Source organism: Enterococcus dispar ATCC 51266, assembly GCF_000406945.1.
Lineage (GTDB): Bacteria > Bacillota > Bacilli > Lactobacillales > Enterococcaceae > Enterococcus_C > Enterococcus_C dispar.
Genome location: NZ_KE136354.1, coordinates 265,961 through 289,876, shown reverse-complemented (window position 1 = coordinate 289,876; position 23,916 = coordinate 265,961). Strand labels below are relative to the sequence as shown.

The window sequence follows — 23,916 nt, the reverse complement described above, 5'->3', positions numbered from 1 at the left end:
TGAATATTCAGAATATTTCATCAATTATTCTTCTTTTATTTTATGTAAGCCTTTTAATGAAAAACAAATCATAAAATCATGATCTCATCATCAATGCTAGGACTTTTCTCTTTGTTAATCTCCGCAATAACAAATCTTTTTATTTCCTTATTTTAATAATTTTATCATTTAATTTTTTTTAAGACAAACAATATTGGTGAAACACGCCTCTCTTATTCCCATTACAAAAGAATCTAAATACAAAAAAACCTGAATTCCAGTTCTAATAAGTAGATGTCAGACATACATCATGCTGACACTTATCTTGCAGATCCTGTTTATTCAGGTAATATTTTGTTTCCTATTTACAAATGCAGGTTAGGCTTCTCCTTGTTGTCTAGCAAAAAAGTTTGCCGCTGCCCCAATTAAATTCGCAAACTTACCACCCTGAGAAGTAACAATTTTAGGCACAAAATCTACAATACCATTGGCCGTTAATTTTTGTAGTAATCTTTGATTGATTTCATCTAACAATTCTTCCAAATCATTATCTTCACTAGTAGCTGTCCCTAAAACAATCAGTTCCGGATCATAACTAAATTGAATATTCCATAAACCTTGAGCGAAATACTCATAAAAATTATTTACTTCTTCTTTTGCAATTCTATCTTCTGTTTTAGCCAGCGCAAAAACAGCAGCACTGTTTTTTTCAGCGGGATCTAAACCCATTCTTTTGCAATAGCGAAAGGCCATTTGAACAGGAGTCGCAAGTTCAGAAAAATTATTACCATTATTTAAGTACATCAAGCCAAAATGACCGCCATAAAGATGAATTCCTTTGTGGATTTGACCTTTTAAAAATAGTGTTCCGCTAATTTCATTTCCCATACTTACAAAAACAGCATCTTGCGTATCTTTTGCGGCGCCAAGATAAAATTCTGCCATTCCGGCACAATTAATGTCATTTTCAATGGTCACTGGTAAGCCGAATAACTCTTCCAACTCGGCAAAAATATTAAAGCCCAACAGATAAGAAATAGTGGTATTCCCTTCAATGCGTTGTTTTTCTTTATTCACGCTTCCAGGAACAGATAGGGCAATCCCATTTATGGTCTTTTGGGAACTTTCATATATCGTTAAAAAATCTTGTTTTAATTGTTCCCACGTGGAAGGAGTTTTAAAAGTACCTCGTTGCTCTAATTGATTATTATTCCAATAAGCATGTCGAATGTTGGTTTCACCACAATCAAATATTAAAAGATTCATTATTACCGCTTCCTTTCACAATACAACTCTTTCATCTAAAGTGTACTTAAAAAAAAGCAAAAGTTAAAATGAAAACCATTACTTCTTTTAAATATTCTTATAGGAAATTGCAGTTATAATTTCTTTCCGTCAGAAAAGCAGCAGGGACTTTTTTCGCGCTCAAGTATTAAGATGAAATTTTAATAAATTGCTCTTCAAATTTCTCAAGCTTTTGACTTATTGTCCTCGAGAGCTCCTTTATAAAGCCAATTCCAACCATGGTATTACTTTATTCCTAAAAAAAATCTTATAATCTCTTTACCGTTAAAAAAAGGAGGTATGACAAAAGTCTTGTCATACCTCCTTTTTCCGAATAAACAGTATTCCCAAAGCAACTTCTTTGGAAATAAGGCGAAATTTGGGAACAATTTAAGAAGGAATTTTCAAAAAATTCCCCCTTATTTCTTGAAGCTGACTACTTCTGTCACAACTGCTTTAATGATGATGGGACTTCATTGCTTTATCAGCTGGCTTATTGGGATTGCGCCGTAATGAAAAAGTTTCAGGAACATAATCCAATCCGCCTTTTACAAAAGGATGACACCGCAATATTCTTGCTGTGCCCATAATTCCACCTTTTAAAGCGCCGTGTTTTTCAACAGCTTGAATCATATATGAAGAACATGTCGGGTAATAACGACAACTGGGTGGAAATAACGGCGAGATAAAGCGCTGATAGCCTCTAACCAGCCCAATCATTATTTTTTTCATGAAACCTGTCCTTTCTACAAGTGTTTCGTACTGGCAAAAGCATACGTCAATTTTATCTCTGAGACAAGTAAAAAAGTTCAAGTCATTCCAACTTGAACTTTTTCAGTGCTATCCTAAAATTGTCACTTTTACTTGACGTCGTCCCCAGGCTTCACATTGACCGGCAGTAGAAAAGTGGACATCAATAATGTTCCCTTGAATCGCCGAACCAGTATCGACTGCATATGCTTCGCCATAACCTTCAACATATAAACGGGTTCCAAGCGGAATAACGCTTGGATCAACAGCTACTGCCATCGGATTTTCCAATAAGTTTTGGCCCGTTGCTGTGATAGAACCACCACCTAAAGCATCCGCTGGATCTGAACTATAAGCTGTTGCTTCCATCATCATCGTTTGACCACTAGGTTGATTTTGATCTTGTGCACTCGTTTGTTGATCAGCATCCGCTTTTTTTGCTGCTTCTTTTTCTGCGGCAGCCTTTTCAGCAGCTGCTTTTTCTGCCTTTTCTTTTGCGGCTTTTTCTTTAGCAGCTTTTTCAGCTGCAATTTTTTTAGCCTTTTCTGCAGCTGCTTTTTTTGCTGCCTCTTTTGCTTTAATATCTTCTTTCACCAAGTCTACAGCTTTATTATTAGTAGTTTGAAGTAATAAAGAACTAGATAAATGAGTGGCTTGGTCTTTTGTAACAAGTTCTGTATGTACCGCTGGGGTACTAGTTGGTTCGTTTTCAGCAGCGTATACTGGTAGCATACTACCTACGGCGATAACAATCGTTGCACTTAAAATGGGTAATAATCGGGTTTGCATTTCATTGACACTCCTCAAATATAAAAATTCTAATGATCAAAAAAGCACCATTACAATAAATTGAAATTTCCACGAGAAGTATCATAGCATCTCTTTTATAAGTGTAGGTTACAAGAGAGTTAAACCTCTTTGACAAGAAAAAGGACAGACATGTTTTTCTTGTTACAAACGAAATATTTGTCTTATAAGAAATCTTTAGCTTTAAAAATCCCTTTTGTTAAGCCATTTATAAATATTACAAAAAATAATTTTATTATTTCTTTTACTAAAAAAAACGATTGTTGCAATAAGAAACAACAAAATTTTATCAATAAATGGGTTGTACCTAACAAAAAAGAGGTTTTATTACGTCAATTTTACAAAAAAGACAAAATATAAAACGGTATCATGCTAACTTTTCCCCACTTCCAAATAAATGGTTTTATTGAGATGTTGCAATCATTCACACTCAAATAAAAAAGCCGACCAAAATGGTCGACTAAAATTTTATTTCATAAAATCTAAAATATGCGTCCAGAGTCCTGGATAAAAAACTTTTAATGGCATTCCCTCACCAATTCCACCATAACCAATCATCGTTCCAATAATGAACATAATCATAGCTAATAAGAGGACAAAAAGAATCTTCACTAAAGTCGTAATAATATAACGATTTAATCTCATCCAGTTACACCTCTATTTCTTAAGCAATTGTTGCTGCACTTTTTGCCGCTGGTTTATGTTCAATTTCAACACGTTCCACGTTACCACCAAGCGCTTGCAATTTTTTATGAAAATTATAATAGCCTCGATCCAAATATTTTAAATTACGCACACGTGTAATACCATTTGAACGTAGACCAACTAAAATCAAAGCAGCAGCAGCTCGTAAGTCCGTTGCATAAACTAAAGCACCTTGCATTTCATGTCCGCCTTCAATGACGGCGACATTGCCATCGATTTTTACGTGGGCATTCATCCGGCGCATTTCTTCTAAATGTTGGAAACGATTTTCAAAAACCGTTTCTGTTACCACACTTGTACCATGAGCTAACATTTGTATCGCAGTCATTTGCGCTTGCATATCTGTTGGAAAGCCTGGATGAGGCATCGTTTTTACATCCGTTGGTTTTAATACTTTAGGACCAATAACACGAATACCAGCATCTTCTTCAATAATTTCAACGCCCATTTCGCTTAATTTAGAAATTAAAGGACGATTATGTTCTGAAATGGCATCTTGAATTAAGACATTGCCTTCTGTCATTGCTGCGGCTACCATAAATGTTCCCGCTTCAATTCGATCTTGAACAATGGAATGATTCACTGCATGTAAATGTTCTACACCTTCAATTCGCATTGTTTCCGTACCAGCACCAAAAATTTGCGCGCCCATTTTATTTAAAACGTTGGCAAGATCCACGATTTCTGGTTCCCGTGCTACGTTTTCAATAATAGTTGTGCCCTTTGCTTTAACAGCAGCCATCATAATATTTTGAGTTGCGCCAACACTTGGAAAGTCCAAATAAATGGTATTGCCATGTAATTCGTCAGCAATAGCTTCAATATAGCCTTCTTTTTGGTTAATTTTCGCACCTAAGGCTTGAAAACCTTTTAAATGTAAGTCAATTGGGCGTTTGCCAATTGCACAACCACCTGGCATCGCAACTTTGGCATGACCATTGCGCGCCAATAAAGGTCCCATTACTACAATTGAAGCGCGCATTTGGCTAACCAATTCATACGGTGCTTCAATTTCCAATTGACGAGAGGCATTAATTGTTACTTCATTTGCTGCTTCATTAAAATCCACATCCACGTTTAAGTGACGGATTACTTCATTCATTGTTAAAACATCGGATAAAATTGGCACATTCCGTAAAGTGGTTGTCCCTTCTTCAGCTAATAGACTTGCAGCTAAGATTGGTAACACAGCGTTTTTTGCACCTTCAATTTTGACAGTACCTTTTAGCTGATTACCACTTTGAACGATAATCTCTTCCATTAAAATTCCCTCCAGAAAATAGCCTGAATGCTCCTGCACTCAAAATCTGTTTTATTATACCATAACTTTTTCATAAAGTACGTTTTTTGTATTTGTTACACAATTGATAAGAACACATTCTTCAATAAATTCAGAATTTCTAAGAAAAAACTACTCGTTAAATAGCCTAAACCAATAGCAAACATCAAAAGAATAATTCTGATTTGTGCTGTCTGAAACGATTTAAACAGTGTGTCTAATCGTAAAGATCGCAATCCCCAAAAGGCTAAATAGACAAACGCAAAATGACTAATCACCCGTACAATTGCATCGATACCATAGATTTGCATTCGGCGTTCCTCCTGAGTAAAAAATTCAACACTCCCATAGTACCACAAATAGTAGCTTAAAAAAACAAAAACTTTTTTCAAGCTTTTAAAACGTTTTTTAAAAGTCTCTTTTATATTTTAGCTTATTTTACTTTTTATGAAAACTAAAAAGGCTAATCCGCCTTTCTTACAAATAACATTTACTAAAAAAGGTATAGTCTATTTGATCCTATGTAAAAAGCCAGCAGAAAAATCTGCTGACTTTTTTTATTGATGTTTAGAAACATTAATCCGGTTAATAGCGCGATGCAAAGCAACCGTTGCTCGTCGAAGTTGATCGACATCTTCTTTTTCTCGCGCTTCTTCAATCATCCGTTCAGCCCGTTGTTTTGCCCGTTCCGCACGAGAAACATCAATATCACGTTCTCGTTCGGCACTATCGGCAATTATGGAAACGACATTATCTCTTACTTCCATAATGCCCCCATTCACTGCTATCCAGTCAACGTGGGTATCAGAGTCTGTTCGTTTAACCCGGACTTCATCAATGGCTAAAGGTGTGATAATTGGTGCGTGTTTTGGTAAGATACCAATTTCACCAGCAGTTGTATTGGCCACCACAATTTTCGCATGATGGTCATAGACTAAACCATTAGGTGTTACCACATTTACAGTTAAGTATTCCATGGTGCACCCCTTTCTAGTAGCCTAGTTTTTTCGCTTTTTCCACCGCTTCTTCAATTGTACCGACATTACGGAAGGCTTCTTCTGGTAATTCATCGTGCTTCCCATCTAAAATCTCTTTAAAACCTTTAATTGTTTCGGCAACTGGTACATAAGAACCTGGTTGACCGGTAAATTGTTCGGCAACATGGAAATTTTGTGATAGGAAAAATTGAATTCGGCGCGCTCTAGCGACCAAGATTTTTTCTTCATCGGATAATTCATCCATCCCTAAGATGGCAATAATATCTTGTAATTCGCGGTACCGTTGTAATACGTGTTGGACTTCACTGGCTACTTCATAATGAACTTCACCAACAATTTCTGGTGCTAATGCACTAGAAGACGAAGCAAGTGGATCCACCGCAGGATAAATCCCTTGTTCGGTTAATTTGCGTTCCAAGTTGGTTGTAGCATCCAAGTGAGCAAATGCTGTTGCTGGCGCAGGGTCAGTATAGTCATCGGCTGGCACATAGATAGCTTGAATAGATGTAATAGAACCTTTTTTCGTTGAGGTAATCCGTTCTTGAAGTTGTCCCATTTCAGTAGCCAAAGTTGGTTGATAACCAACGGCAGAGGGCATCCGTCCTAATAAGGCAGATACTTCTGAACCAGCTTGGGTAAAACGGAAAATATTATCGATAAAGAGCAATACATCTTGTCCTTCAACGTCCCGGAAGTATTCCGCAATGGTAAGTCCGGTTAAAGCAACCCGCATCCGGGCACCAGGTGGCTCATTCATTTGACCAAATACCATGGCAGTTTTTTCGATAACGCCAGATTCTTTCATTTCATAATACAAGTCATTACCTTCACGTGTTCTTTCACCAACACCAGTAAAAACAGAAATCCCACCATGTTCTTGGGCAATATTATGAATTAATTCTTGAATTAAAACGGTTTTACCAACTCCGGCACCACCGAATAATCCGACTTTACCACCTTTTAAATAAGGGGCTAATAGGTCAATAACTTTAATCCCTGTTTCTAAAATTTCTGTACTAGTGCTTAATTCATCAAAATCAGGCGCTTTTTTATGGATACCACTACGTTTAGCATCCGCTGGAAAAGGTTCTTCTAAGTCAATTGTATTTCCTAAAACGTTAAATACACGACCCAATGTTTCTTTTCCTACCGGTACAGAAATGGAACTGCCAGTATCGACAACTTCCATTCCCCGTTGTAAGCCATCAGTAGATTCCATGGCGATAGTTCGAATCACACCATCTCCTAGTTCTAAGGCAGCTTCTAATACAATCTTGGTTTTTTGTTCGTCATTTTTATAGACAACCAAGGCATTATTAATGTCTGGTAATGATTGATCTAACGAGAATTCCACGTCAACAACGGGACCGATTACTTGAACAATCTTGCCTGAACTCATCTGTTTTCCTCCATTCACTCACGAAATTATTAATCGAGTGCCGCAGCTCCCGCTACAATTTCGGTAATTTCTTGGGTAATTGCCCCTTGACGTGCGCGATTATACGAAATCGTCAAATCAGAGATAATATTCTTCGCATTGTCTGTTGCAGTCTTCATTGCAGTCATCCCCGCAGCGTGTTCTGCTGTTTTAGCATCCACGATAGCGCCATAAATCAAGCTTTCTGCATATTGGGGCAACAAATGATCCAAAATTTCTTCTTTGGAAGGTTCAAATAAATATTCTTGTTCATAACTTTCCGCTTCTTCTGGATCCAAATCAACAATTGGCAACATTTTTTCAACACGAAACTGACTTGTTAATGAGTTAATATGGTGGTTATAACACACATACAATTCATCAAATACTTCATTTTGATACATCGTAGTTGCCATCGTCACAATTTTACGCACTTCTTCAAAACTAGGTTGATCTGACAAGTTACGTAATTCGTAAGCTAAGTTAATGCCGCGTGCTTTAAAGAAATCCGCACCTGTACCGCCAATTGCAATCATGACGTATTCATCAGGCGAAGAATGATCTTCTTTTAACATGGACATCATTTGTTTTAAAATGGAACTATTGTAGCCACCAACTAAACCACCATCTGAGGTAATCACGATATAGCCCGTTTTTTTAACCGGACGGCTAATTAGCATACTGTTATAGTTCACCCCATCTTGTGGGCCGGCAGAATAAATATCATTTAACTGTTGTGCTGTTAAATGCGTTACTACTTCCCGAACTTTTGAGGCATAAACTTGAAACTGTTTTGAGTGAGCTTCAGATTTGGTCAATTTGGCAGCCGATACCATTTGCATGGCATTGGTAATTTGACTAGTTTTCTTCGTTGAAGCAATCCGTTGCTTAATCTCATTTAAGGAAGCTCCCATTTATCTCACCTCTTTTAAGAACGTTCGTTTTCGATTGAAGCGACAGTTTCTTTGGCAGAACCGGTACTACTGTTGCCGGCCGCCATGAAGATATCTTTTGCTTCTTTAATTGCTGCGTCCAATTTTTCATCTGCAGGTAAATCTTTGGTAGTTCGAATAGTTTCAAAAATATCGGCATGATTGGCATCGATGTATTCAAACAAGTTTTCTTCAAAATCTAAGACCCGGTTAACTGGAATACTATCAATAAATCCATGGGTTAAGGCATATAAGATTAAGACTTGTTTTTCAACTGCTAATGGTGCATGTAATTTTTGTTTTAGAATTTCTACCGTCCGACGACCACGATTCAATTTTGCTTGAGTGGCTTGGTCTAAGTCAGAGCCAAATTGAGTAAAGGCTTCTAGTTCACGATAACTTGCTAAATCTAACCGCAAAGTTCCGGCAACTTTTTTCATTGCTTTAATTTGGGCAGAGCCCCCAACCCGTGAGACAGACAAACCGGCATCGATTGCTGGCCGTACTCCGGAATAGAACAAATCACTTTCTAAGAAAATCTGTCCATCGGTAATTGAAATTACGTTGGTTGGAATATAGGCAGAAATATCACCAGCTTGTGTTTCAACAAATGGTAAAGCAGTCATAGAGCCGCCACCTAATTCGTCAGATAGTTTTGCAGCACGTTCCAATAAGCGAGAATGCAAGTAGAAAACATCCCCTGGGTATGCTTCACGACCTGGTGGACGACGTAATAGTAAAGAAAGTTCACGATAAGCAACTGCTTGTTTTGATAAATCATCAAAGACGATCAAAACGTGTTTGCCGTTATACATAAATTCTTCACCCATTGCCGTTCCAGCATAAGGTGCGATATATAATAATGGCGCAGGTTGTGAGGCACCAGCTGAAACAACGATGGTGTAGTCTAACGCACCATATTTGCGCAATGTTTCAACTTGTGCACGCACAGTGGAGTCTTTTTGTCCAATGGCAACATAGATACAAATCATATTTTGACCTTTTTGGTTAATGATTGTATCAATTGCAATGGAAGTTTTCCCAGTTTTCCGATCCCCAATGACTAATTCCCGTTGACCACGGCCGATTGGGACTAAAGCATCAATAGCTTTTAAACCGGTTTGCATTGGTTCAGAAACAGATTGCCGTTGCATAACGCCTGGTGCTAATGTTTCGACTGGACGTGTTTTGTTTGTATCAATCTCACCTAAACCATCAATTGGTTGGCCTAATGGATTAACGACACGACCAATTAAAGCATCCCCAACGGGAACTTCCATAATTTTCCCAGTTCGTTTTACTTTATCTCCTTCACGAATGGTTTCAAAATCACCTAAGATTATAATCCCAACGTCGTTTGTTTCTAAGTTTTGTGCCATCCCAAATGAACCATTGGAAAATTCTAGTAATTCGCCACTCATGGCATTTTCCAAACCGTGGGCTCGGGCAATTCCGTCACCAACATAAGTTACAGTCCCAATTTCTTCAACTGCTAGTTCACTCTGGTAGTTTTTGATCTGTTCTTTGATCAGAGCACTAATTTCTTCTGCTTTGATGGCCATTTGTTTCACCTCTTTAATTAAACTTATCTACCGATCATTGATCGCAGTTGTTCTAATCGACTTTTCACACTGCCGTCAATTACTTGATGGTTGGCTTCTACTACGACCCCACCTAAAATACTAGGATCGACATTTTCCACCAAACTCGCTTTTTTGTAGCCTAATAAGCCCGCAATTTTTGTTTCTAGTTGTTCTTTTTGCTCATCAGACAAAGATACGGCGGTTGTTACCGTCCCCAAAACCAAACTTTGGGCTTCATCATAACGGCGTTCATATTCATCGATAATTAATACTAAATCATCCATACGATTGTAGCGGAACACAACTTCTAAAAAGTTTTTCGTAATTCCATCAAATCCGGAAACGATTTTGTCCATTAAAGCGCGTTTTGCTCCTAAATTCAAACGAACATCACTTAGCATATTACCAAGGTCTGGAATTGCTTCATAAACGTTTTTCAAACTGAGCAAATCGTAGTAGACAGCATCGGTAATTTGTTCTTCTGCCGCCAGCTCAAACAACGCTTTACCGTAGCGTTTGCCTACTGTATATTTATCGAGTTTCATTGCTGCCCAATCCTTCGATGTATTGATTAATCAATGCTTCATGGGCTTCTGGCGATAGCTCTTTATTCAAGATTTTTTCGGCAATTTGTAAAGAAAGTTCAGCAACATCGTCTTTAACACTTGTCATTGCTGCGTCTCTTTCCATCGAAATATCACTTTTTGCCTTATCTTTCAAACGAGATACTTCTTCTTTGGTTTCGTTTAAAATATTTTGACGGCTGAGCTCGCCGCTGTCTTTAGCATTTTTGATGATTTCAGCTGCTTCACTTTTCGAAGACATCAATTGAGTTTGACGTTCTTGTTCAAGCTTCGCTGCTTTAGTCCGGGATTGTTCCGCTGAGTCCAAATCGTTGGAAATTTTGTCTTCCCGTTTTTTCATCATGTCTGAAATCGCGCCCCAAGCAAAATGCTTTAAAAGTACGACCAACAATAAGAAAGAAACGGATACTACCACAATGCTGCTGAACGTTGTATTCCCGACTTCTGCTAATACAATATTTTGCATAAGCGTAAGCTCCTTTTCTACTAATTAAGGTTACCGTATCATGGCAAAAAAGCAAAAACAGTTTAAATCCGTTTCTGCTTTTCCCGTGGTTTTAGCCCATGAAAACAAGTAACAAAGCGATAACCACACCAAGAATAGGCACAGCTTCTACTAAGGCAACCCCGATAAACATTGTGGAACGTAATTGACCAGACATTTCTGGTTGGCGTGCCATTGATTCGATAGTTTGTGAGATAACTTTCCCGTTACCATAACCAGCTCCAATAGCTGCCCCGACGATTGCGATACCTGCTGCGATAAAGTTCATAATTTTTTTCCTCCTAAATAGTAAAGTTGCGACGACCCGATAAATGTATTTTACATTTTGTCGTCAAACCAGTTGACCAAAGTCCTTTAATTCTACAAATCTACTCTTCTGCTTCCAATTTGTGACCCATAAATACCATGGATAAGGTGACAAATACATACGCTTGAATGGCTCCAATGAATAAAGAGAAGCCAATCCAAATCATCTCCAGTGGAATCACGACAGGAAGTGTCAGCCAGCCAACATTGTTCAACATATCAACAATTAAGCCCAGCAAAACTTCTCCGGCGAAAATATTCCCGTAAAGACGTAAACCTAGGGTAATGATGTTGGTAAATTCTTCGATGATTTTAATTGGTAATAAAAAAGCAACCGGTTGTAAAAATGATACTTTGAAGTACCCTTTCAAACCAAATTTTTGAACACCGAAGAAATGGGTCATGGCAATCATCATCAATGCCAACGTCAATGTCACAAAGGGATCCGCGGTTGGACTTTTCCAAAAAGTTGTTTCACCGACAACGATTTTCGTCACAAGGCCAATCTCATTGGCGACAAAAACAAATAGAAACAAGGCAAATGATAATAAATGGAAGTTGTTCACTTCATTACTTGGGAGATTGTCCCCTAAGATACCGCGAACGAAATCAATTACCCACTCAATAAAGTTCTGTTTGCCCTTTGGTTTCAACTGTAAGTTCCGCGTACAAACAAAAACTAGTGTAAAAACAATAACACACGTGATAAGTGTCATTAAAAGGATGGTGCCATCAAACCAGATGGGACCAATATTGAAAACGAGTGGTTTTTCTTTCAATATTTCTCACCTCTTTTCATACGTATGCTCCAGCTAAAAAGAGCTGGTAAATAAGTGCTGTCAATGCTTTTGGCATGATAACCAATGCGTATCATACCACCACGGATAGAAAATTTCAAAAGATTTTCAGCAAGATTTGACAGTTTTAGCAAAATGACTAATAGAAATGTGTAATACCTATAATCAGTAAAACGAATCATTAACTAAAAAAGTGAAATTTGGTATACCGTCTGAGTAAATGCTATCAAAAAGACTTAACTTTATAAAGCAATAGCCCCTGTTAAAATCAAATTTCTTCAATAGTTTTTTAAAACGCGGCTTATTTGTCTTTCTTGGTCCTTACGTTTCAATGTCTCTCGTTTATCATACTCTTTTTTCCCTTTTGCAAGGCCGATTAAGACTTTGGCAAAACCGTTTTTGATATAAACTTTTAAAGGGACTACTGTCATCCCAGCACTTTTCATTTCACCATACAAACGATCAATTTGCTTGCGGTGTAATAAAAGTTTACGCGTACGCAACGGATCATGGTTAAATAAATTTCCTTGTTCGTAAGGAGAAATATGAACATTGTATAAGAAAGCTTCACCATTACGAATTCGGACGAACCCATCTTTTAAATTGATTCGGGCATTACGGATGGACTTAATTTCTGTTCCTTGTAAAACCACTCCAGCTTCTAACGTATCAATGATAGTATAGTCGTGACGTGCTTTTTTATTTTGGGCGATTAACTTTCCTTCGCCTTTTGGCATAAAAGCCACCTCCTTGTTTCCATTCTCTGTTTTATTACGGAGAGTATGTTTAGAAATAAAACAGCTATTTTATTTATTCTTTTTCTTTTTAACACTTTTATAAAAAGGTTTTTTACCCTTTTTCTTTTTACTTGTCCCAAGGTCAACTTTTAGCTTTCCTTTTTTACTACTTGATTTTTCTTTTGCGGGCGGATTTTTTTTACGCCGATTAGCGCGGTTATCTACATTTCTACTTCTTCGGTTATTCCGATTTGTTTGAGGCCGTGGCAGTTGCGTTACTTCTTCGGCAGAAACGAGTTCAAAATCAATTTCTCTGGTCTCTGGATTGGCATTGGTTACTTTGACCCGTACTTTTTGACCAATTTTAAAAGTCATGCCAGTTCTTTCTCCCACCAAAGCTAATTGCTGTTCCACAAAATGAAAATAGTCATCTTTTAAGTTGCTGATGTGAATCATGCCTTCAATTGTATTGGGCAATTCAATAAAGATTCCAAATTTGGTGATAGAACTAATGACACCATCAAATTCTTCACCAATATGTGCTTGCATAAATTCCGCTTTTTTCATTGCGTCTACTTCCCGCTCACACGATACAGCGCGCCGTTCCATATCGGATGAATGATGGGCTATCTCAGGCAAGTTATCTTGCCATTTTGTTTGCATTTTTTTACTAGTATCTTGTGCATAGCTTCTGATTAAACGATGGACGATTAAATCAGGATAGCGTCTAATAGGTGAAGTAAAGTGGGTATAGTAATCAGCCGCTAATCCGTAATGTCCCGCATTGTGCTCAGAATACTTCGCCTGTTGCATGCTCCTTAACAACATCATATTCACGACCATCGCTTCTGGTCGATCTGCCACGTCTGCGACTACTTTTTGTAAGTCTTTAGGCGTAATCGTACCTTTTGTGTGTTTGACCACCATTCCTAAAGCCGCAGCAAAATCAAAGAACCGTTGTAGTTTTTCTTCTTTGGGATCTTCGTGAATACGATAAATAAAAGGCAAATGCAATTTATTATAGTGTTCTGCGACTGTTTCGTTTGCTGCCAGCATGAAGGATTCAATTAAACGTTCTCCTACACCGCGACTGCGTAAAACAATATCTTGGGGCTGACCATTTTCATCCACTAAGACTTTTGCTTCCCGATCTTCAAAACTTACCGCACCTCTTTGCATGCGCTGTTGTTCTAAAATACTATGCAATTCCGCCATCTCAAAAAACATGGGAACCAGTTCTTCATAACGTTTTGAAATTTCGGGATTACTTTCTTCAATAATGGCATTGACCGCTGTATAAGTCATGCGTTCTGCGGTTTGAATGATACTTGGAAAAATCTCATGTTTAACAATTTTACCCGTCTGATCAATTTCCATCTCACAACTCATCGTCAAGCGTGGGACGTGGGGATTTAATGAGCAAATCCCATTGGATAAGCGCTGGGGAATCATTGGAATCACGCGATCAGTTAGATAGACACTGGTTCCTCTATCATAGGCTTCTTGATCTAAAGGACTGCCTTCTGTTACATAATAAGAAACGTCCGCAATATGAACCCCTAAGAAAAAGTGCCCATTTGCTAATTTTTTGACAGTAACTGCATCGTCTAAATCTTTGGCATCTTCACCATCAATGGTCACAATTAATTGGTCACGACGGTCTTTTCGTTCTGGAAAATCAGCCGGGTTAATTGTATCGGGTACTTTATCCGCTTGTGCTAAGACATTCTCAGGAAAACGAGTGGGAATTCCATGACTGATCACAATGGATAAAATATCCATTCCGGGATCATTTTTGTGGCCAATAACCTGTTTAACAAGTCCTTCAATACTAGTAGGATAATCCTTTTCTGGATAATGGGTAATTTCAACGATCACAATACTGCCGTCAACAGGCTTAATTCCTTCTGCCGCAACGAGCACCCGGAGTCCATTAAAGTTCTTATCTTTGGGTTTTACACTCCCATATAAATCACTTTCTGCAATTTCTGTTTCATCAAATAAAGTAAATTCCCCTACGATTTGATTCACTGCTCGTTTTCTAATCGCTACAACTCGACCTTCTGCCCCCCGTTCAGAAAAAGGATCAGAAATTTTCACAATATCAATAGCAACTGTATCGCCGTCCATAGCATAGCCGGTCGCTTCTTTTGGGATAAAAACATCGTCTTCTTCTGGATCAATCGTTACAAAACCAAACCCTCGTTCATTGGCACGAAAAATCCCTTCCACTAATACTTGTTTTGGGGGGAGTTTTACTTTCCCTTTTTTATTAAAAACAATTGCACCTTCACGCTCCATCGCAGCGAGCGTTTGAACTAATAATTTAAAGTCATTGCTTTTGTTTAGTTGCAACCCTTCTGCAATTTCTTCAGCAGAAAAACTTTTCTTATTACTTGTTGTAAGAAAAGTTATTATTTGCTCTTTAATTGTTGATTTCATTTTCTACCTCTTTTCATTTTGCGTGGCTAGAAAGTTGATGACATCTTTTTCAAATTGTTGATGTACCGGATCAATGGTAATCACATGACCACTTTTGGCATACCAAGCTACAGTTAAGTCTACTTGTTCTAAAGCATTTGCTGTCTTAAAAACGGTTTGGGCGTCAATCATTTCATCAGCGCCACCTTGTGCTAAGTAGACTGGTACTTGTACAGATGAAAGATTTTGGCTGACTTTTACACCAAAAGCCTCAATTTTTTCTAATTGTTCATTTACCAGTGGTTTTAAAATTGTAATTTTTTCTTCTAACGCATTATCTATAATTTTTTGACGATTATACATTTGTCTTGCATATAATAAGAAGTTTTCTGGTACATTATTTTTAGTTTTAAATAAAGGCGAGCAAAAAGAACCGCCTGTAATAATTTCTGGATAGCCTTTGGTTAATAAGTCGATAGCAAAAATACCACCCATCGAAAGTCCAAAAACCGCAATTTCCTGATAACCTTTTTGAACTAAAAATTGGAACGCATTTTCTGCATCTTCTTGCCACTGCTGAAAGTCAGTCATTAGAATTTCTTTTGGTTCCATCGTGCCATGACCAGAAAAAAGTGGTGCATAGACGGTATAATTTTCTTTTTCCAATGCGCGGGACAACATTCTCACATCATTGGGGCTGCCTGAATAAGCATGAAAGAGTAAAACAGCTTTTTTTCCTTTAGCTGTAAAAAATGATGTTGGTTTTTTTTCCACGATTTCTCACCTCAATAGCCCAATTTTACCATAAAAACAAAAGAAGGCTGAAACCTGACGCAGGACACGCCACAAGCTTCAGCCAAAAAAATGATCGGATTTATCCGTTTATTTTGATGATAAAAAGGCTAATACAAATAACAAAATCAACCAAACAGCACCTAAAACTGCTGTTGTCCGCTGCATAACAGCTTCAAAACCGCGGGCTTTTTGTTTTCCGAATAGCTGATCGGCCCCACCAGTAAAGGCACTAGCTGCACTATTTTGTTTGCTCGGCTGCATCATGATAGCGATAATGATAATGATTGAAAGCACAATCACTACGCCTAATAAAAAATTATACATTCGCCGCTTCCTCCTTAAATACAATTCATCCATTTTACTTTAGCATAAATAGCCCTTAATTACCATAGAGAATAGTCCTAGCAAAAATACTTTATTCTTTTAAGTAGCGGTAAATTACTAACATTCTCCAGTCACTTTGATAAATATCAGCCTGAAGCGCAAAAAAGGAGGTGTGACAAGATTTTGTCATACCTCCTTTTTATTGAAAATCTAGCTATAAATTATTTGCGTAAAACGTCCCCATATTCAGGTTTTTCTGCAAATTCTTTTTTAGCAAATGGGCATAATGGAATGATCTTCAAATCATCTCGACGCGCACGTTCAACCCCATGTAAAACCAGTTTTTCGGCAATTTTTTGTCCCCGGTAAGCTGGATCAACAAAAGTGTGGTCAATAATCATCATGTTGTCAGCAGGGGACCATGTCATTTCCCCAATTTCTTTTCCATCATCATATACTGCAAAGCGATCTTTTTCTTCTTTAAATTCCATTTTAAACATCCTTTCGAATAAATTTTAATGCCCCTGTTGGACAAGTATTAATAACCTGTGCATCTTCATCAGCGCTAGCATTATCTGCTAAAATCCAGGGTCTGCGTCCCACTTCAAATACTGCACTATTTCCGCGCACACAATTTCCCACATGGGCACAAATATCTTTGTTGTAATAAATATCGATATCTTTGCCAGAATATTTGCGATAGCCGTCGGCAATTAACATTTCTTCAGTGACTTCTAAGTCTTTGATTTTATTACCTTCCATCTGCTGACCTCCTTTTTGCGAGTCACAACTCTAATTGGTTCTGTGATAAACAGTTCCATAACCACTTACATTTTATCAGTAGTATCCTGTTTAAACAAATAATTATCCTTTTCTTGAAACCGTTCTAATTTCAAGCAAATTATCCTAAATTTTTATGGATGAAAGACCAAATAGTGTGCCAATAAGCTTCTGGTTGGTCATTTTTAGCTTTTAAATGTCCAGTATTTTCAAAAATTTTGCGTTCTTTAACTCCGGCGGTTGCTTCCATTAAGGTATCTGTTTCTTTAGCCAAAATAAATTGATCTTTCTGACCATGTAAAAACAAAACTGGCAAATGATTACTACCCAACTGTCTCGTAACGGAAGCTTCTCTTAAAGAATAGCCAATCCGCTCTTTAGCATAATTATTGGCTAAACTCATGAAGCGATTAACAGGGTACTGGGTCAAACGATGCAATTGATATTTAAAAACACTGTAAACTGAAGTATAACTACTATCAGCAATTAACAACTTTACTTGTGCGGGTAGTTTTTCCCCACTGGCCATTAAAACAGCTGCAGCTCCCATTCCCTCACCATGAAGAATAATTTGTGCTTGGGGATTATTATCTGTAATAAGATTTATCCAAGTAATCAAATCCAAGCGATCCAACCAACCAAGCCCGATAATTTTACCACTACTGCGGCCATGTGCTCTAAGATCGGGGACTAAAACATTGTAGCCTGCGTCAAAATACGTTTTTGCGGCTGCGGCCATCTCATCAAAACCTGTACTACGATAGCCATGGACACAAATTACCCACTGATTACTATCTTGTAAAAATGTCGAGGCGACTAGGTTTTGTTGATCAAAACTAATTGCCCCCCATTCGTATTCCGTTAACCAAAAATTGTAAAGTTCTTCTGTAGGCTCTTCTTTTTTAGCTGCGGGATTTAAAGATGCCTGCCCTTTTGCTAAATACCAATGATTGTCTCTTTCCACTGTGGCGTCAACAAAAAAACGTGCCCAACGCCTTAAATAATGGTAATAAAAAAGCACCCCAATCCCTATTACTCCTAAAATTATTCCGATAATCATCAACATCCACGTCACCTATTTCTATTCTAAACTCAACAATCTTGCTGCCCGCCCCTTGTGAACCTTCTCTTTCATTTAGTTTATCATTACAAAAATCAAACCACCATCAATAACCCTCTTCTTAGTCAGAAGTTAATTTTTTTGTCAAAAGCCTTGTTTGTCCTATAATAAATGTATAAAACGGAAAGAAGGTTAGCAAATGAAATACAACTTGAGCTCTACTTCTGTTTTTCCTTTAGTGGACATCACATTACAAAAAGGAGAAGAAGTCCAGATTGAACCTGGTTCAATGGTATATCACAATGGTTTAGTAACATTAGAAGGTCATATGAACAGTAACGGCAAAAAAGGACTAGGGGGAATGGTCCGGGCCCTTGGTCGTTCGTTATCTAGCGGGGAAAGTTTCTTTATTACAAAAGTACGCGGGGATGCAGAAGATGCAAAAGTTACGATTGCCCCTTCTACTCCTGGTACTATTCGTGAATTACCAATCGGTCCTACTCAATGGCGGCTAAATACAGGTGCTTTTTTAGCGAGTGAAAGCAGCGTTTCTTATACCATGCAGCGTCAAAAGCTAGAAGGCGCTCTACTTGGTGGTACCGGCGGCTTATTTGTAATGGAGACCGCTGGAGAAGGTATGATGTTAATCAATGGTTATGGTGACTTGGTAGAAATCACGATGGATGGTAACCAACAGTTTGTTGTCGATAATGAACATGTCTTAGCTTGGAGCAAATCACTTGATTATCACATTGAATTTGCTTCCGGAACGTTTGGTTTTAAAACGGGCGAAGGTTTAGTGAATCGTTTTTCTGGTCAGGGAAAAATAATTATCCAAAGCCGTAACATTGAAGCTTTTGCTAGTCTGATTGCACCTTTTATCCCTACTAGCAATAATTAAATGAATGAACCGCCTCTTCGCACTTACTTTGAGTAAGAATATTGGCAATTTTTTTCAATTGGCAGTACCATGAAATTAGGTCAATAAAACGAGCCTACTTTTTAAATATGCTCGATAAAAATAAGAAAGAAGTGTTTAAAAATGACAAAAATCAATGCCGGCGTTGCAATGTTAAAAGTCATGGAAGATTGGGGAATTGATCACTTATACGGTTTACCTGGCGGTTCCTTCAACTCTACAATGGATGCTTTATTCGACGAACAAAATCATATCAAGTACATTCAAGTCCGTCATGAAGAAACCGGTGCTTTAGCTGCTGCTGCAGATGCCAAGGTAACTGGTAAAATTGGTGCTGTTTTTGGTTCTGCGGGTCCTGGGGCTACTCATTTAATTAACGGACTTTATGATGCTCAAATGGATAATGTTCCTGTATTGGCATTGCTTGGACAAGTTGCCTCCACTGCAATGAATACCAATGCTTTCCAAGAATTAAATGAAAACCCTCTTTTTGCTGATGTTAGTGTATATAACCGTACCGTGATGAATGCAGAAAGTTTACCTTTTGTAATCGATGAAGCGATTAAAGCAGCCTATCGTCATAGTGGTGTAGCTGTTGTCACAATTCCAGTGGATTATGGTTATAAAGAAATTGACGATACTTTTGTTTCAACTGCTGCAACTTATCAAACCGCTACCATCCAACCTAATGAAGCGCAACTAAAAGCGGCTTTGCCTTTAATTCAAGCTGCTAAACAACCTGTTTTATACATTGGCCAAGGGGTACGTGGTGGTGCAGATGCAGTTAAGGCGTTTGCTGAACACTTTAGTATGCCGGTTGCAGCTGCTGTTTTAGCTAAGGGCATTATTAACGATGACTATGAAAATTACTTAGGTTCTGCTGCACGTGTCGCTACCAAACCTGCTAATGAAGCTTTGCTTCATGCCGATTTGATTATTTCGGTTGGTAGTAATTTCCCATTTGGTGGCGCATTCTTTAATCCAGATGCCAAATTTGTGCAAGTCGATATTGATGGTTCAAAATTTGGTCGTCGTCATGACGTGGATGTAGCAATTTTAGGTGATGGGATTTTAACGCTACAACGCTTAACTGAGCTTGGCCAATCTCGTCCAGCTGATAAATGGTATCAAGCGAACCAAGAAAATATTAAGAATTGGCACAATTGGCGTCATAGTTTTTACGATGATAATCGGAAACCAATGCGTCCAGAACCTGTCTATAAAGAAATTAACCGAATTGCTAAAGATGATGCGATTTTCGTTGTTGATGTAGGGAATGTTACCACTCATTCAGTGCGTCATTTAGAAATGAATGGTAAACAACAATTTACTACTTCTGGTTGGTTTGCAACTATGGGGTATGCCGTGCCAGGAGCTATTGGTGCCCAATTAAGTTATCCAGATCGTCAAGTCTTTACAATTAATGGTGACGGCGGATTTGCCATGAATATGCAAGATATTATTACGCAAGTCAAATACAAATTGCCAATCATCAATGTTATTTTGACAAATGATTCCCTTGGCTTTATCGAAGCTGAACAAGAAGAAACCAACAAAGCCATTTTTGGGGTTGATTTATATGATGTTGATTTTGGTAAAGCGGCTGAAGCCATGGGAGCAAAAGGTTTTACTGTGACAGATTACGATCAATTGGCACCTGCTTTTGATGCTGCTAAAGATAGTGACCGTCCTGTAGTCATCGAAGTAAAAATTGCCAACGATCGCCCATTACCAGTGGAATCAATGGCTTTAGATTCTAATCTTTTTAGCTCTGAACAAATTAGCGCTTATAAAGAACGCTATGAAATTCACGATATGCCAACTTTGGTAGATTTGTTAGCTAAATAAAATGATAGATTAAAAAAGCCATCGCAAAATTTGCGATGGCTTTTTTAATCTACAGTAATAATCCAACCACTTGGAGGGGTTTTGTCACCAAATTGAATTCCGGTTAATTCATCGTATAACTTTTGCGTCACCGGACCGACTTCACTCTCAGAATAAAAGACATGAAAGGTATCCTCATATTGAATCCCCCCAATAGGTGAAATAACCGCTGCTGTGCCACAAGCCCCTGCTTCTGTAAAACGATTCAAATCATCAATTGGAACATCTTCTTCTAAAGCTTCTAATCCCAGTCTTTCTTTTGCTAGATACAATAATGAATATTTTGTAATACTTGGCAAAATTGACGGCGATTTCGGCGTGATAAATTGGCCTTTTTTCGTAATACCAAAGAAATTGGCCGAACCCACTTCTTCAATTTTTGTATGGGTTTCTGGATCAAGGTAGATACAATCAGAAAAGTTATGTGCTTGCGCTTCTTTTCCTGGTAATAGACTCGCAGCATAGTTTCCGCCAACTTTTGCGGCCCCTGTTCCTTTGGGAGCGGCGCGATCATAATCAGAAACAATAAAATTAGTAGGGGTTAAGCCCCCTTTGAAATAAGCACCAACTGGCATACAAAAAACCGTAAAGATATATTCAGGCGCTGCATGCACACCGATGTTTGGCCCAACTCCAATTAGTAAGGGCCGAATATATAATGTTGCTCCCGTGCCATATGGTGGAACAAATGCACGATTTGCCGCAATAACTTTTTTTATAGCCGCAATAAACATTTCCTCTGGAACTTCTGGCATTAACAAACGGCGGGCACTGCGATTCATGCGGGCACTATTTTCTCCCGCTCGAAATAAGTTTACTCTGCCATCTTTACGCCCATATGCTTTTAAGCCTTCAAAACACTGCTGACCATAATGTAAAGCTGTTGACCCTTCATGGAGATGCAAAAATGCATCTTCTGTTATTTGCCCATTATCCCATGCACCATTTTTCCAATGGGCAATAAAACGATAAGGCAACTTCATATAATCAAAACCTAATTCATTCCAATTTATTTCCATGCAGCTTCACTCCTTTTTATTCCTTCAAGTACTTTTTGCTATGGTACAACACTTTCTAGCATTTGTCATGAATTTTTTGAAAATTTCAATAATTTAAACCGTCTTATTTGAATAAATTTCCTTAAAATTTTAGCTTATTGCCGTAGAAAGTTCTTTCATGTAGTTAGACACCTAGAAAAGCAAAACTATACCCAAACAGTCTTTTACTTATGGCCTTCTACCTTATAAAAACCTTTAATCTCTTTATCTACAAAAAAAGAATTTGATTACATCACTCAAATTCTTTTCTTCTTTATTAAATTAGGTTAACCAATTTTATTGCCAACTAGAGAAAAAGGTACACTTTTACTCAAACATTTTTTTAGCAGCCCGCATTAAGGTTGGTAAATCTTTATCATACCGTGGTGTCTTAACCAAACGACTCATTGGAATTCCCGCAAAATGGAATGCGGCAATTTCACCAGAACGAACAGCACTTTGTTCAGTAAAGACCATTTGATAAGGTTGTTCGACAAATTCGCCGGTAAAAGCTAAATTCGTACTGTGTTTTGGAATGACTTTTGGTCGATCTGATTTCGCACGATTATTAAATAACGCAGAAGCATATGGCATGTAAACCGGAATGTTATTAATAATACTGTCTAAGATTTCTTCTTCATGTTCCTTAATATTTACAGGTCCAGGATCCACTTTGGATAATTGACCAATTAATTCTTGTGCCATTTCTTTACCTGTCATTTTGATATATTGCTTATCTACAAATTCACCTTTACGGCGAGGGTACAAGAAGTAACCCCAGATGACTGTTTCATTTGGTTTTTGGCTCGTAAAGTGTGGTTGATGATGAACGACAATTGACATATTGACATCTACTTGATTTAATGGCGTAATCGGCGTTGTGGATAAGAAAGAGTTCAGGGCATTTCCCGGTTCTTGAGTAGTAATACGCACAATTTCATTTAGTAATAAATGATTTTTAGTCGTTAAAGTAAAGCTCACCCACTCACTGGCATCTCGATCAGCAAAGAATTTATCTGGGTTGCCAAGATTATAAAATTTCTCAGCAGCTTTTTTCCACAAACTAGATGCTGCCCCATAATCCATATTTTCCGGTGCTGGTGTATCGTAATCTCCTAAGCTGGCGGCATCTGTAACCGAACCATTGGTGAAAATCACGGCAGTATCTTCATCGACTGGCACAAATTCTTCTTCGTTTGTTTTCGTATTGGTCATATATAAGCCTGTAACCGTAATTTCATCTTGCATCGAAGTTTCTTTAAAATCCCAATTGGTTACTAAACGATCTAAAACGATTTTGACTCCTTGCTCTTTTAAATAATTGATTAAAGGTAACATAATACTTTCATATTGATTGTAACGGGTTCTGTTCACCCCAACCAAATGTTCAATTTGCGTAAATTCATAAATCATTTCATGCATATAACGTCGTAATTCTTGCGCGGAACTTTTCGTACGAAATGCAAATGTAGTTTCCCACATATACCAAAAATTGGTTTCAAAAAATGCGGGATCGTCTTTGAAATATTCTGCAATTGTCACATTATCAAGTTTTTCTTCTTCAGAATCTGGCATCGCAATTAGCTTGGTCATTAAGAGACGATCTTTATTACTAAAGCCTAAATGACCGCCGTTCACAATTCCTTTGCCCCCTTGTAAAAGGCGCGCCTTATCAAAAGTCCGATGTTTTGCATCAAAATCTCTTGTATCTTCTGCAGCAGTCATATTTTCTTCTGTGACAGACGGTACTCTTTCTAACAAGTCCATTAAATCAACGTATGTGCGGTAATTTAGCATCCGCCCACCACGAGCGATATAGCCTTTTTGATTTTCTAAGGGATGATTTTCATTCCAATAGTCATCAGTGGCATCTTTTAACGGAGAACCGTCATTTGAACCATGGTCATCTAAAGAATAAAATGTAATCTTATCTCCTGACCATTTTCCTTCTTGAATCAAATAAACAGCAGCAGCCATATTAGCCAGGCCGGCACCAATCATAATCGCTTTATTTTTTCTCATTATAATTC

General features: G+C 37.9%; 25 protein-coding genes. 2 read left to right on the top strand and 23 right to left on the bottom strand.

The genetic code is table 11. From position 1 onward, the window contains the following. Positions 1-357: 357 nt before the first annotated feature. The 21 genes from RK01_RS01350 to RK01_RS01250 form a co-directional block, all read right to left on the bottom strand. Positions 358-1,245, bottom strand: a complete 888-nt coding sequence (locus tag RK01_RS01350) for an ROK family protein (RefSeq protein ID WP_016171504.1) — start codon at positions 1,243-1,245, stop codon at positions 358-360. A gap of 474 nt (positions 1,246-1,719) precedes the next feature. Further along, entirely contained in the window at positions 1,720-1,995 is a 276-nt protein-coding gene (yidD, locus tag RK01_RS01345) for a membrane protein insertion efficiency factor YidD (protein ID WP_016171503.1), read from the bottom strand. 108 nt (positions 1,996-2,103) lie between these two features. Beyond that, positions 2,104-2,802, bottom strand: coding sequence for a 3D domain-containing protein (locus RK01_RS01340; RefSeq protein ID WP_016171502.1), 699 nt, complete (start codon positions 2,800-2,802; stop codon positions 2,104-2,106). 486 nt (positions 2,803-3,288) lie between these two features. Beyond that, positions 3,289-3,465: a DNA-directed RNA polymerase subunit beta gene (locus RK01_RS13425; protein WP_016171500.1), complete on the bottom strand. Its 177-nt coding sequence runs from the start codon at positions 3,463-3,465 to the stop codon at positions 3,289-3,291. A gap of 19 nt (positions 3,466-3,484) precedes the next feature. Then, positions 3,485-4,786 carry a UDP-N-acetylglucosamine 1-carboxyvinyltransferase gene (gene murA / locus RK01_RS01330; protein ID WP_016171499.1) on the bottom strand — a complete coding sequence of 434 codons (1,302 nt, stop codon included), beginning with the start codon at positions 4,784-4,786 and terminating at the stop codon, positions 3,485-3,487. A 95-nt stretch (positions 4,787-4,881) separates the two neighbouring features. Then, complete coding sequence (locus RK01_RS01325) at positions 4,882-5,115, bottom strand: DUF1146 family protein (RefSeq protein WP_016171498.1); 234 nt, start codon at positions 5,113-5,115, stop codon at positions 4,882-4,884. 246 nt (positions 5,116-5,361) lie between these two features. After that, positions 5,362-5,781, bottom strand: a complete 420-nt coding sequence (locus RK01_RS01320; protein WP_016171497.1) for a F0F1 ATP synthase subunit epsilon — start codon at positions 5,779-5,781, stop codon at positions 5,362-5,364. 13 nt (positions 5,782-5,794) lie between these two features. Continuing rightward, a complete protein-coding gene (gene atpD, locus RK01_RS01315; RefSeq protein WP_016171496.1) occupies positions 5,795-7,201 on the bottom strand; it encodes a F0F1 ATP synthase subunit beta in 1,407 nt (468 codons plus the stop codon). A 29-nt stretch (positions 7,202-7,230) separates the two neighbouring features. After that, the gene (locus tag RK01_RS01310) at positions 7,231-8,133 is read right to left on the bottom strand and encodes a F0F1 ATP synthase subunit gamma (RefSeq protein ID WP_016171495.1); all 903 of its coding nucleotides are present in this window, start codon (positions 8,131-8,133) and stop codon (positions 7,231-7,233) included. A 14-nt stretch (positions 8,134-8,147) separates the two neighbouring features. Next, a complete protein-coding gene (atpA, locus tag RK01_RS01305) occupies positions 8,148-9,713 on the bottom strand; it encodes a F0F1 ATP synthase subunit alpha (RefSeq protein WP_016171494.1) in 1,566 nt (521 codons plus the stop codon). A 23-nt stretch (positions 9,714-9,736) separates the two neighbouring features. Then, entirely contained in the window at positions 9,737-10,279 is a 543-nt protein-coding gene (gene atpH / locus RK01_RS01300; protein ID WP_016171493.1) for an ATP synthase F1 subunit delta, read from the bottom strand. After that, a complete protein-coding gene (gene atpF / locus RK01_RS01295; protein WP_016171492.1) occupies positions 10,266-10,784 on the bottom strand; it encodes a F0F1 ATP synthase subunit B in 519 nt (172 codons plus the stop codon). Before atpF ends, atpH begins: the two co-directional genes overlap by 14 nt. Positions 10,785-10,875: 91 nt before the next feature. After that, positions 10,876-11,091 carry an ATP synthase F0 subunit C gene (gene atpE / locus RK01_RS01290; RefSeq protein ID WP_016171491.1) on the bottom strand — a complete coding sequence of 72 codons (216 nt, stop codon included), beginning with the start codon at positions 11,089-11,091 and terminating at the stop codon, positions 10,876-10,878. A gap of 100 nt (positions 11,092-11,191) precedes the next feature. After that, on the bottom strand, positions 11,192-11,908 hold the full coding sequence (gene atpB, locus RK01_RS01285) for a F0F1 ATP synthase subunit A (protein ID WP_016171490.1): 717 nt from the start codon (positions 11,906-11,908) through the stop codon (positions 11,192-11,194). A gap of 296 nt (positions 11,909-12,204) precedes the next feature. After that, entirely contained in the window at positions 12,205-12,663 is a 459-nt protein-coding gene (gene smpB / locus RK01_RS01280; protein ID WP_016171489.1) for an SsrA-binding protein SmpB, read from the bottom strand. Positions 12,664-12,732: 69 nt separating this feature from the next. After that, positions 12,733-15,105 (bottom strand): ribonuclease R, encoded by a 2,373-nt coding sequence (rnr, locus tag RK01_RS01275; protein ID WP_016171488.1) that lies wholly within the window; start codon positions 15,103-15,105, stop codon positions 12,733-12,735. 3 nt (positions 15,106-15,108) lie between these two features. Continuing rightward, on the bottom strand, positions 15,109-15,858 hold the full coding sequence (locus RK01_RS01270) for an alpha/beta hydrolase (protein ID WP_016171487.1): 750 nt from the start codon (positions 15,856-15,858) through the stop codon (positions 15,109-15,111). A gap of 108 nt (positions 15,859-15,966) precedes the next feature. Next, positions 15,967-16,203, bottom strand: coding sequence for a preprotein translocase subunit SecG (secG, locus tag RK01_RS01265; protein ID WP_016171486.1), 237 nt, complete (start codon positions 16,201-16,203; stop codon positions 15,967-15,969). Between the two features lie 221 nt (positions 16,204-16,424). Beyond that, the gene (locus tag RK01_RS01260) at positions 16,425-16,694 is read right to left on the bottom strand and encodes a GNAT family N-acetyltransferase (protein WP_016171485.1); all 270 of its coding nucleotides are present in this window, start codon (positions 16,692-16,694) and stop codon (positions 16,425-16,427) included. Between the two features lies 1 nt (position 16,695). Then, on the bottom strand, positions 16,696-16,965 hold the full coding sequence (locus tag RK01_RS01255; protein ID WP_016171484.1) for a (4Fe-4S)-binding protein: 270 nt from the start codon (positions 16,963-16,965) through the stop codon (positions 16,696-16,698). Positions 16,966-17,104: 139 nt separating this feature from the next. Next, positions 17,105-18,049 (bottom strand): alpha/beta hydrolase, encoded by a 945-nt coding sequence (locus RK01_RS01250; RefSeq protein WP_229084797.1) that lies wholly within the window; start codon positions 18,047-18,049, stop codon positions 17,105-17,107. 193 nt (positions 18,050-18,242) lie between these two features. On the opposite strand from RK01_RS01250, the gene RK01_RS01245 reads away from it, so the two are divergent. Both RK01_RS01245 and spxB read left to right on the top strand, forming a co-directional pair. Then, on the top strand, positions 18,243-18,944 hold the full coding sequence (locus RK01_RS01245; RefSeq protein WP_016171482.1) for a TIGR00266 family protein: 702 nt from the start codon (positions 18,243-18,245) through the stop codon (positions 18,942-18,944). 141 nt (positions 18,945-19,085) lie between these two features. Next, positions 19,086-20,810: a pyruvate oxidase gene (gene spxB, locus RK01_RS01240; RefSeq protein WP_016171481.1), complete on the top strand. Its 1,725-nt coding sequence runs from the start codon at positions 19,086-19,088 to the stop codon at positions 20,808-20,810. A gap of 44 nt (positions 20,811-20,854) precedes the next feature. Here spxB and RK01_RS01235 read toward each other — a convergent pair whose 3' ends face one another. Continuing rightward, a complete protein-coding gene (locus RK01_RS01235; RefSeq protein WP_016171480.1) occupies positions 20,855-21,868 on the bottom strand; it encodes a branched-chain amino acid aminotransferase in 1,014 nt (337 codons plus the stop codon). Between the two features lie 345 nt (positions 21,869-22,213). After that, positions 22,214-23,908, bottom strand: coding sequence for an oleate hydratase (locus RK01_RS01230; RefSeq protein ID WP_016171479.1), 1,695 nt, complete (start codon positions 23,906-23,908; stop codon positions 22,214-22,216). Between the last annotated feature and the right edge of the window lie 8 nt (positions 23,909-23,916).

Coding starts and splice junctions, on each gene's coding strand:
- RK01_RS01350 (WP_016171504.1), bottom strand. CDS start 1,245: ATGAATCTTTTAATATTTGATTGTGGTGAAACCAACATTCGACATGCT.
- yidD (WP_016171503.1), bottom strand. CDS start 1,995: ATGAAAAAAATAATGATTGGGCTGGTTAGAGGCTATCAGCGCTTTATC.
- RK01_RS01340 (WP_016171502.1), bottom strand. CDS start 2,802: ATGCAAACCCGATTATTACCCATTTTAAGTGCAACGATTGTTATCGCC.
- RK01_RS13425 (WP_016171500.1), bottom strand. CDS start 3,465: ATGAGATTAAATCGTTATATTATTACGACTTTAGTGAAGATTCTTTTT.
- murA (WP_016171499.1), bottom strand. CDS start 4,786: ATGGAAGAGATTATCGTTCAAAGTGGTAATCAGCTAAAAGGTACTGTC.
- RK01_RS01325 (WP_016171498.1), bottom strand. CDS start 5,115: ATGCAAATCTATGGTATCGATGCAATTGTACGGGTGATTAGTCATTTT.
- RK01_RS01320 (WP_016171497.1), bottom strand. CDS start 5,781: ATGGAATACTTAACTGTAAATGTGGTAACACCTAATGGTTTAGTCTAT.
- atpD (WP_016171496.1), bottom strand. CDS start 7,201: ATGAGTTCAGGCAAGATTGTTCAAGTAATCGGTCCCGTTGTTGACGTG.
- RK01_RS01310 (WP_016171495.1), bottom strand. CDS start 8,133: ATGGGAGCTTCCTTAAATGAGATTAAGCAACGGATTGCTTCAACGAAG.
- atpA (WP_016171494.1), bottom strand. CDS start 9,713: ATGGCCATCAAAGCAGAAGAAATTAGTGCTCTGATCAAAGAACAGATC.
- atpH (WP_016171493.1), bottom strand. CDS start 10,279: ATGAAACTCGATAAATATACAGTAGGCAAACGCTACGGTAAAGCGTTG.
- atpF (WP_016171492.1), bottom strand. CDS start 10,784: ATGCAAAATATTGTATTAGCAGAAGTCGGGAATACAACGTTCAGCAGC.
- atpE (WP_016171491.1), bottom strand. CDS start 11,091: ATGAACTTTATCGCAGCAGGTATCGCAATCGTCGGGGCAGCTATTGGA.
- smpB (WP_016171489.1), bottom strand. CDS start 12,663: ATGCCAAAAGGCGAAGGAAAGTTAATCGCCCAAAATAAAAAAGCACGT.
- rnr (WP_016171488.1), bottom strand. CDS start 15,105: ATGAAATCAACAATTAAAGAGCAAATAATAACTTTTCTTACAACAAGT.
- secG (WP_016171486.1), bottom strand. CDS start 16,203: ATGTATAATTTTTTATTAGGCGTAGTGATTGTGCTTTCAATCATTATC.
- RK01_RS01260 (WP_016171485.1), bottom strand. CDS start 16,694: ATGGAATTTAAAGAAGAAAAAGATCGCTTTGCAGTATATGATGATGGA.
- RK01_RS01255 (WP_016171484.1), bottom strand. CDS start 16,965: ATGGAAGGTAATAAAATCAAAGACTTAGAAGTCACTGAAGAAATGTTA.
- RK01_RS01250 (WP_229084797.1), bottom strand. CDS start 18,049: ATGTTGATGATTATCGGAATAATTTTAGGAGTAATAGGGATTGGGGTG.
- RK01_RS01245 (WP_016171482.1), top strand. CDS start 18,243: ATGAAATACAACTTGAGCTCTACTTCTGTTTTTCCTTTAGTGGACATC.
- spxB (WP_016171481.1), top strand. CDS start 19,086: ATGACAAAAATCAATGCCGGCGTTGCAATGTTAAAAGTCATGGAAGAT.
- RK01_RS01235 (WP_016171480.1), bottom strand. CDS start 21,868: ATGGAAATAAATTGGAATGAATTAGGTTTTGATTATATGAAGTTGCCT.
- RK01_RS01230 (WP_016171479.1), bottom strand. CDS start 23,908: ATGAGAAAAAATAAAGCGATTATGATTGGTGCCGGCCTGGCTAATATG.